We start from the raw sequence: 8,706 nt of genomic DNA, 5'->3' as shown, positions 1-8,706 counted from the left end.
AAATCTATTCATTTAATTATGGATAGATTTAAAAGGTCACTTATAGGTTATTACAACTATTACTGCATTACAGACAATACGCAAACTGTGAACGGTTTTAAAGAGAAGATTGAAGAACTCCTATATAAATGGCTAAATAGAAGAACTCAGAGGAAATCCTTTACCTGGGATAAATTTAGACTCTTTTTACAGAAGTTTCCACTTCCAACTCCAAGAATTAAAGTAAACATTTATGAATTAAGAAAAGAGATTAGCTATATTCTGTAATAGATAATTAGGAGGAGCCGTGTGCGTTAATTGCGCAAGCACGGTTCTGTGAGGGGGGTGAGTACAATTTACCGTAAGGTAGAAAGGCTCTCTTCTACTCGACTACTTTAAGTGAAAGAATTCACAAAAGGTAGGAGGCACATATTTCTTCACAACTTTATGGGGATATATGGAGGATTTGCAAAAAGGTGCGCCCTAACTGAGTGCACCTTTTGTTTTTATGAATTGTATATTTCTCTATTTAAATTCACAATATCCCTATGTGAAAATTCAACTTCCTTTTTTTCTGCAAGGAGTTCTGCAAATCTTTCCATCACCTTGTCCCTTAGTAATGGTGCGTTTTCTTTATTTGCCTTTTTCAACGCTTTCGTGAGTTCATCTTTTGTTAGCTCTGTGCAGTATGCGGGAGTTCCTGGCTGTTGTCTCCAAGAGTCACTTAAAGAACCACTATCTACTGCGTCGAAGCCTAGCTCGTTTACTACGTCCATGACTACTTGTTTTTGTGTTTGGTCATTACCAGCAACTGCCATCGCAATTCGTCCAATAGTTTCTTCGGATGTTCCTTCATTTTCTAAAGTATAGGCTAATATGTTGTTGAAAGCTTTAATGATAGGTCGGACTAATTGATTGGAAACCCAAACACTTTCAACCATCCCGTTCTCGATTTCTTCAATTTTGCCGTCTCTATAAGGGTAATAATTTGAAGTATCTACAATGATCACTTCCTCCCCGACTTGATCGATAATGTTCTTAATACTTGGAAGTGCTTTTAGAGGGAGAGAAATAATAAGAACTTCAATATTTGTAATTGCATCCTCTACATGAACGGGTGTTCCATCAAACTCTTTTCCTTCTAAACGTTCAATTCCTCGTGCATCTGCAATTTTGACATTATGCCCATTCTTAACTAATTTTTTAGAAATAATTGACCCAATTGGTCCCGCACCTATAATTCCAAATCTCATTTTTGTTCCTCCAAAAGAATTTGTAATAAAAGAATTAATCTGCATAAAGTTACACAATAATATGGTTTATCAAACTTAAACATATATTCATTAAATATTAAAAACGTATTGAGTATTTTTGTTACATATACTAGAATAAAACCATTTCTCTTCTTGATGAAGTAGGCAATAAATATTGACTTAGTACATTTTTTTGTACTTAGTATATGGCATCGCCTATACCCAGACGTTGGAAATATTAATAACATGTGAAAAATGTATTAGCCATCAAGTAATAAACTCTAGCATTGAATATAAATGCTTGCTGACAAGGAGGAGGTTTAACCATTGTTAGACTCGTCTTTTTTGTTAAAGGGTTAGTTTGAGACAAGTAGATTGCCGTCCGCTAATTTAGACTATTTAGTAAATTATCTAACGTTTTATGATTATACTTCCATAAATAGTAGTAGCAACGATACTGAGAATAGTAGAAGATAATATGGAATATGTGAAAAGGCAATACCATATAAGGTATTGCCTTTTTACATTTGAGTTGGATTAGTGAGTAACATGATGAGGGAAACAATTAGAAGTATAATACTTTAATTAGAAAAGATTTGCCTCCATTTGCTTTAGCAACCTTCTTAAAAGCATTCTCTCGTCCAAAGTAATATCTGATAATAGCCTATCTTGTTGTTTTCTCCATTTTTCATTTACAGGGGCTTCAAGGTTTCTGCCGGCGTCGGTAAGAAATATCCTGGTAATTCGTTTATCGGTGCAATCTTTTCTTCGTATAATTAGTCCTTTCTTCTCAAGAGCTTTAACCATATTAGTAACTGTGGGAGCCTCACAATTTAATTTGTTACAAAGTTCAACTTGAGTTAAGCCATCTTCTCTCCATAGTTTACATAAAAGGTTATCTTGTCCAACGTGTAAGTTAAGATCATGTAGTAAATGATTGTAATTTCTTCTTGTCTGTGACGAAATTTTGTCTAAAAGCTCTCTTATTTCATCATTTAACATATAAAAACTCCCCGTCTAAAATTATTAGTGACCTAACTATAACTTGGAGTGTATATTAAGTCAATTTAGGGGTCAAAACCCAATTACTCGTTATCGTTTGTACTTTTTGCCTGTTCACCATACTCTTTACCAAAAGCCTCCATCATATCTAGAACAGGAATTAATTTCATGCCTTTTTCTGTAAGTGAATACTCTACTTTAGGAGGAACTACAGGAAAGACTTCACGTGCAATGACACCATCGTTTTCTAATTCTCTTAGTTGCTTAGTGAGGGAACCTTGTGATAGATCCCCTAGAAAATTCTTGATGTCGGAATAACGGCGTGTAGTTCCTTTTAAGTACCAAAGAATAAAATACTTCCATCGTCCATATAAAATATTCTGAGTAAATGCTATCGCGTACATATCTTCTTTTTCATCTATAAACTTTCGTTGAAAACCATCTTTACACACCTTCAATTTATTTCACTCCTATCTAAAAGTACAAAAATATGTACTATATCCATTTATATTGCCCTCTTTTCAACTACTCATAATGACTTTATGATTGTCTATATAAACCAAAGCAAATAAGTATTAGTTAATTACGAAAGATTAACATCTTATTTCTTTTTTTGGTTTTATAGTTAGCAGGCTAACTAATTATAACATAGAAAGGAGGTTTAGATTAGTGGATATAGGAAATTCAGGACTAAAATTATCGATTTTAGACTTTGTTCATATTTTTAAAGAAAGTAATGCTAGAGAAAGTCTTCAAAATACAACGGATATGGTTCAATTAGCGGACCGTTTAGGATTCAATAGATATTGGTTCACTGAGCACCACAATACACCTACTATGATGAGTACCTCACCTGATATGTTAAGTATGCATGCAGCTGCACATACCAAAAACATTCGTGTAGGTTCTGGTGGGGTAATGTTACCAAATCATAGTCCTTTGAAAGTGGTGGAGAACTTCACACTTTTAGAAGGATTATATCCAGGTCGCGTTGATCTTGGAATTGGTAGGGCTTCTGGAACTGATGGTTGGACTATGTGGGCTTTACTGAGGTCTAAGGAATTATTAGGAGTAAATGATTTTCCCGAGCAATTAGACAACTTACTTTCCTTTTTTAATCGTAACTTCAAGATTACTCATCCTTTTAGTAATATAAATCCACCAGGGGACAAATCGATGGTTCCTGATATGTATATGTTGGGTTCTAGCGATGGTGGATTACAGGTTGCACTTGAAAAAGGCTTAGGATTTGTATTTGCAAGACATCTGGCACCACAATTAGCTGTTCCGATGTTAAGAAGTTACAAATCTAACTTTAAGCCTTCCTCTTATTTAAGTGAACCCAAAAGTATGTTGGCGACCATTGTTATCACAGCCGAAACGGAGGAAGAAGCTAAGTATATTGCTGGACCGGTAGAATTACTTTGGGCCCGGATGAGTACAGGTTCAAAAAATTTTACATTTCCTACTCCGGAGGAAGCCAAAAATCACAAATATACACTGGAAGAAGAAAGAGCCAAAGAAAGAAATAAAGAACGCTTTATTATTGGTAGTGTAGCAAACGTCGCTGACCAACTTACAAAGACTGCAAAGGCTTGTTTAGTTGATGAAATTATGATTGCTGATTTCTATCCTGACCAAGAAAGTCGAAAAAGAGGTCATGAATTATTGGCAAAAGAACTAGGGGTAATGAAAAAAATAAATGAACTTGGTAAGGAAGAAGGAGAATTCAATAGTAATGAAAAGAAAACTTAAACTTGGGGGCATCATCGATGGCGTTGGTTGGAGCTACTTTGGTTGGCGACATCCTGATATACCTGCAAATGCCAGTGAGAATATTAATTACTATGTTGAAAAAGCCCTTCAACTGGAGAAAGCAAAATTTGATACGATTTTTTTAGCTGATGTTAGTCATATTGGACCTGGTATGATACCACATTATCTTAGCATGTTTGAAGGGATATCTATTTTATCTGCATTGAGTATGGTAACGCACTCTATAGGATTAACTGCTACAATAGCTACTTCATATGCTGATCCATTTACAGTAGCTAGACAGATAGCTTCGCTGGATAAGATTAGTAACGGTCGAGCAGGATGGAATGCTATCACATCTAATCCAGGAGGTTTAGCAAATTATAGCCGTACTCATTTAAGAAAATCAGACCTTTATCCACTAAAAGAAGAATTTTTAGAAATTGTGGAAGGTCTTTGGGATTCGTATGAAGATGCTACATTTATACGTGATAAAAAAAGTGGAGTATTTTTTGACCCAAGTAAAATGCACTCATTAAATTATGCAGGCAATTACTTTTCAGTAGAGGGACCTTTAAATATTAGTCGTTCTAGACAAGGCAGACCAGTAATCTCTCAAGCTGGGACATCCTCAGCTTTTATGGATGTAGCTGCTAAGCATGCTGAAGTCATCATGGTGCCTGGAGATAATTTTGATTATCTAAAGGGATTTACTGTTGAGCTGAAAAGAAGAGTGGAAAATCAAGGGCGTTCACCAAATGACCTACTGATAATGCCTTCTCATAGCCCAATAGTTGGTAAAACAGAAAAAGAAGCACTAGAAAAATTGAGAGAAATAGAGTCATTAATGCCTATTGGTCATAGACTACCAAGGCCTCAATTGTTGGGATCGGCGGAGCATGTGGCAGAGAAAATAGAACATTGGTATAGAGCAGGGGTAATGGATATCTTACTAATTAGACAAGATTACCCAGCGGGATTTGAGGACTTTATTAAGTTAGTTGTCCCAATATTACAAGAAAAAGGTATATTCAAAAAGGAATATGAAGCTAACACACTCCGAGGAAACTTAGAGCTACCTTACCCTGAGAATAGCTATAAAGAATAACAAAAATTAAACCAGACAACAGAAGGAGAATTTAACAACATGAAAAGTAACCGAATTACAAATCTACTAGGTATAAAATATCCCGTTATTTCAGCTGCAATGACATGGGTCACTTCAGCAGAGTTTGTTGCAGCAGTATCAAATGCAGGTGGAATGGGTGTATTGGGGCCAAATGCAGGTCAAAAAGAAAAAGCGAGTAGCGCAGAAGATATGGCAGACCGATTAACAAAAGAAATTCGTATAGTGAAAGAATTGACGAACAAACCATTTGCAGTCAATTATATTTTTCCAATGGGTGGTGCTTCAGAAGATCCATTTACTAATGCTGTTTTTGAAGTATTGGTTAAAGAGAATGTAAAGAATGTTATAGCAATTGGACATGGGGTCGTAGAACGTGAACTGAAACGACTTAAAGAACATAACATCAATGTCATTTACAGAGATTTAAGTCCTACTGTAGAAAAACTTGTAGAAGCAGAAAAAACAGGTGTAGATGCACTTATTGTTACGGGTTATGAAGCTGGTGGCCATATGAGTGATTTTAAAATTAGTACTCTTTCTCTTGTACCACAAGTAACATCACTTGTAAAAATCCCCGTAATTGCTGCTGGAGGGATTATAGATGGTCGTGGAGCGAAAGCTGCTTTTTCCATGGGAGCAGAAGGTGTATACATGGGTACTAGATTTATTGCGACTTTCGAAAATCCGGCAAGTATAGAAACAAAAAAGGCAATTGTTAATGTAAAGAGCGAGGAGTTTATTGAATTTAAATCAGGTGCGGGGCATTTGAGAACAATACCGACAGAAGCTGGTAAAAAGGCTCTAGAATTAATCAATCAAGGCAAACCTCAAGAAGCATATAAATACTATGGAGAAGGATTCAAAATAGGGATGCTAGACGGAGACCTTGTAAATGGTACCGTAAGTGTATCTGAGTCGGCTGGAGGTATTAAGCAAATTCTTACATGCCAAGAAATAATAGAAGAAATCGTTCAATCAATAGGATGAAGTTTTTAATAAAATTTTAATGGAATTTAGGAGGAAAAGGGAAATGGGAAGATTAGATAATAAAGTAGCAATTATTACAGGGGCTGGTGCCGGTCAAGGGGAGGCAGAAGCATATTTATTTGCTAAAGAAGGAGCAAAGGTTATTGCAACGGACATTCAGTATGAAAGTGTACAAGCTGTTGTGGAACGTATAAATGAGAAATACCCAGGAAGTGCTACTGCTTTGAAGCAAGACGTGTCATCAGAGGAGGACTGGGAAAAGGTTGTAAAGACAAGTATCGAACTTTATGGGAAAGTTGATATTTTAGTTAATAATGCAGGAATTGCAGCTATTAAGCCTTTTAATGAAACTACAGTTGAATATTGGACTTTAGCACAAAATATCAATGCATGGAGTCAGTTTGTAGGAATTAAAACAATTGTACCTTATATGAAAGAAAACAGGGGTGGTTCAATTGTAAATATTGGTTCAATGGCAAGTGAGCGCCATTCAGCTGGTGGCTTCAATGCTTATACAGCAAGTAAAGGTGCCATTAAATCTTTAACTCGTGCAGCTGCAGTAGAGTTTGCCCCTGATCAAATTCGAATTAATTTAATTCAACCAGGACCGATACTAACTAATATTGTTTCAAATACATTGAGTGAAAAACAAATTGAAGAAAGAGCGCAAGAAATCCCAATAAAAAGATTAGGGGTTTCCGAAGAAATAGCTAATGTGGCATTATTTTTAGCAAGTGACGATGCTTCTTATATAACAGGTGCTGATCATATAGTTGATGGCGGTTTATCTGTTAAGTAACAGCACTAAATAAATGAGAACACCATTAAATGGTGAAACTTTATTACCAAGTTAAATTTAGACATATCCAAAAGATAGAAAAGATTTTTATTTTTTAAATGGCTCAGGAGGATTTAAAAATGAATAATAGAATATGCGAAATATTAAATATAGAAAAACCGATTATTCAGGGACCAATGTCTTGGATCACAAATGCAGAATTTGTTGCAGCAGTAAGTAATGCTGGTGGACTAGGATTTCTAGGACCGAATGCCGGTCAGGCTGATGTAACTAGTTCCCCCGAAGTAACTGCCGAAAGAATGAGAACTGAAATACAAAAAACAAAGGATTTAACGAATAAACCATTTGGGTCGACCTTAATTGTAAGTGGTGATTTAACTTACACATGGCCAATTCTAGAAGTAGTTATAGAGGAAAAGGTTCCAGTTGTCCTTATAAATGGTATATTAGATGAGAAAATTTTTAAGCCACTGAAAGAAAACAATATTAAGATTGTTTTTAGACCAGCTACTCCTACTATTGAGAATGCAAAAGCCGCTGAAGAATTTGGTGTGGATGTTTATGTAGCAACTGGATTTGATGAAGGTGGTACCGTTCCAGAACGAGTAATTGGCACATTTTCGATTATTCCAATGATTGTCGATGCTATAAATATTCCTGTTATGGCAGCTGGGGGGATCGGGGATGTCAGAGGTGTACGTGCATCATTTGCTTTAGGCGCTGAAGGTGTGTTTGCTGGTAGTGTCTTTATTCCAACAAAAGAAAATCCAGCAGCAGAAAACGTGAAACAAATGATTGTTGATGCTACAGCAGAAGATTTACTAATGTTCCGTACATTACCAGCTTACTATCGGTCTTTACCTACTAATTTATCGAAAAAGCTAGTAGAAATGGATGAAAATGGTGCCAGTCGTGAAGATATAGCAAAAGCAATGGGAGGATCAGGTGGTATACGTATCGGTATGCTTGAGGGTAACAAAGTGGATGGCTATATTACTGTCGGCACAGGAATTACCCCAATTAAAGAAATCAGAACTGTAAAGGCAGTGATTGATGACTTAATGCAAGATTTTAATTAAAATTGCTATACTAACAACTGTTAATCGGATTAATCAGAATCAAATGAAAGAGACATTTGACTGTAATGTATAATTCTGTTGTTGCTAAGAAGAGACGAGATTAAAGTAGCAGCAACTATTTTAGAAAACGGTAAGATTGATGTTCAGTATGAGCATCCAGTTCCATCATAAAAATCACCAGATTAGGCTGTTTTTATGATGGAGAAACGAAGTAGTGGACTTCTCTCGGTCACTATTTGAGTGAGAATTTCCAAAGAGATGATGTACATGCAATTCAACTTAATAAGAGAGCTGTTAAAACTAAATAATATGTGAAGAAATACACTTAAGTTACCGGGGGCTTTCCTTATATAAAAGGGAAGCCTTTTTCTTATGTCGCTATCATGACAGCATTCCTGTAATAAATGAAATTTTCAATATTGTTTTGGTCATATAATTGAAAACCATGAAAAATAAAGGAATCAGCTGCTATCAGGTGGCTGATTTTTATGTAGAGCGTAACTTATAATAAAAGATCTAAAAAAGGTGGGATTGTGAAGAAATGTACTTAAAGAAAACCAGCTAAATAGTTTGTCAACATTTTTCAATAAAAAGATAAATAATCTCGTGGTATACTAAAAATGCACATGCCAAATAACCTTCCGCTATATTTTAATTGGAAGGTTTTGTTGTATTTAGTTAGATATAGTTATTAATCTATATCTTGGAAAGTTGTTCGTTTTT

At 35.4% G+C, this 8,706-nt stretch carries 9 protein-coding genes; 6 read left to right on the top strand and 3 right to left on the bottom strand.

Translation table 11 applies throughout. The features are described 5' to 3' along the window. A partial coding sequence (locus EM808_RS28100) for a group II intron maturase-specific domain-containing protein (protein ID WP_328590395.1) occupies positions 1 to 267 on the top strand: 267 nt, incomplete at its 5' end. A gap of 218 nt (positions 268 to 485) precedes the next feature. Here the strand turns inward: EM808_RS28100 and EM808_RS28095 are convergent. From EM808_RS28095 to EM808_RS28085, 3 genes are all read right to left on the bottom strand, one after another. Next, complete coding sequence (locus tag EM808_RS28095; protein WP_078412357.1) at positions 486 to 1,232, bottom strand: NADPH-dependent F420 reductase; 747 nt, start codon at positions 1,230 to 1,232, stop codon at positions 486 to 488. 585 nt (positions 1,233 to 1,817) lie between these two features. Next, positions 1,818 to 2,234 (bottom strand): MarR family winged helix-turn-helix transcriptional regulator, encoded by a 417-nt coding sequence (locus EM808_RS28090; protein ID WP_127743070.1) that lies wholly within the window; start codon positions 2,232 to 2,234, stop codon positions 1,818 to 1,820. 83 nt (positions 2,235 to 2,317) lie between these two features. Then, positions 2,318 to 2,692, bottom strand: coding sequence for a winged helix-turn-helix transcriptional regulator (locus EM808_RS28085; protein ID WP_285095776.1), 375 nt, complete (start codon positions 2,690 to 2,692; stop codon positions 2,318 to 2,320). Between the two features lie 211 nt (positions 2,693 to 2,903). Here EM808_RS28085 and EM808_RS28080 point away from each other — a divergent pair, with 211 nt between their 5' ends. From EM808_RS28080 to EM808_RS28060, 5 genes are all read left to right on the top strand, one after another. Continuing rightward, positions 2,904 to 3,989, top strand: a complete 1,086-nt coding sequence (locus EM808_RS28080; RefSeq protein WP_127743068.1) for an LLM class flavin-dependent oxidoreductase — start codon at positions 2,904 to 2,906, stop codon at positions 3,987 to 3,989. Further along, positions 3,973 to 5,097 (top strand): NtaA/DmoA family FMN-dependent monooxygenase, encoded by a 1,125-nt coding sequence (locus EM808_RS28075; protein WP_127743066.1) that lies wholly within the window; start codon positions 3,973 to 3,975, stop codon positions 5,095 to 5,097. The genes EM808_RS28080 and EM808_RS28075 overlap by 17 nt, the downstream gene beginning before the upstream one ends. Before the next feature lie 39 nt (positions 5,098 to 5,136). After that, on the top strand, positions 5,137 to 6,105 hold the full coding sequence (locus tag EM808_RS28070; protein WP_127743064.1) for an NAD(P)H-dependent flavin oxidoreductase: 969 nt from the start codon (positions 5,137 to 5,139) through the stop codon (positions 6,103 to 6,105). 43 nt (positions 6,106 to 6,148) lie between these two features. Then, positions 6,149 to 6,904, top strand: coding sequence for an SDR family NAD(P)-dependent oxidoreductase (locus tag EM808_RS28065; protein ID WP_078412345.1), 756 nt, complete (start codon positions 6,149 to 6,151; stop codon positions 6,902 to 6,904). 119 nt (positions 6,905 to 7,023) lie between these two features. Next, the gene (locus tag EM808_RS28060; protein WP_127743062.1) at positions 7,024 to 7,983 is read left to right on the top strand and encodes an NAD(P)H-dependent flavin oxidoreductase; all 960 of its coding nucleotides are present in this window, start codon (positions 7,024 to 7,026) and stop codon (positions 7,981 to 7,983) included. Positions 7,984 to 8,706: the final 723 nt, after the last annotated feature.

Origin of the sequence: Niallia taxi (assembly GCF_004005475.1) — a bacterium.
In the GTDB taxonomy this organism is placed as follows: Bacteria; Bacillota; Bacilli; order Bacillales; family Cytobacillaceae; genus Niallia; species Niallia taxi.
This window is presented reverse-complemented; position numbering and strand designations above follow the sequence as displayed.

Excerpts from the sequence above, each read along its gene's own strand:
- EM808_RS28090 (WP_127743070.1), bottom strand. The coding sequence starts at position 2,234 with ATGTTAAATGATGAAATAAGAGAGCTTTTAGACAAAATTTCGTCACAG.
- EM808_RS28075 (WP_127743066.1), top strand. The coding sequence starts at position 3,973 with ATGAAAAGAAAACTTAAACTTGGGGGCATCATCGATGGCGTTGGTTGG.
- EM808_RS28095 (WP_078412357.1), bottom strand. The coding sequence starts at position 1,232 with ATGAGATTTGGAATTATAGGTGCGGGACCAATTGGGTCAATTATTTCT.
- EM808_RS28070 (WP_127743064.1), top strand. The coding sequence starts at position 5,137 with ATGAAAAGTAACCGAATTACAAATCTACTAGGTATAAAATATCCCGTT.
- EM808_RS28065 (WP_078412345.1), top strand. The coding sequence starts at position 6,149 with ATGGGAAGATTAGATAATAAAGTAGCAATTATTACAGGGGCTGGTGCC.
- EM808_RS28060 (WP_127743062.1), top strand. The coding sequence starts at position 7,024 with ATGAATAATAGAATATGCGAAATATTAAATATAGAAAAACCGATTATT.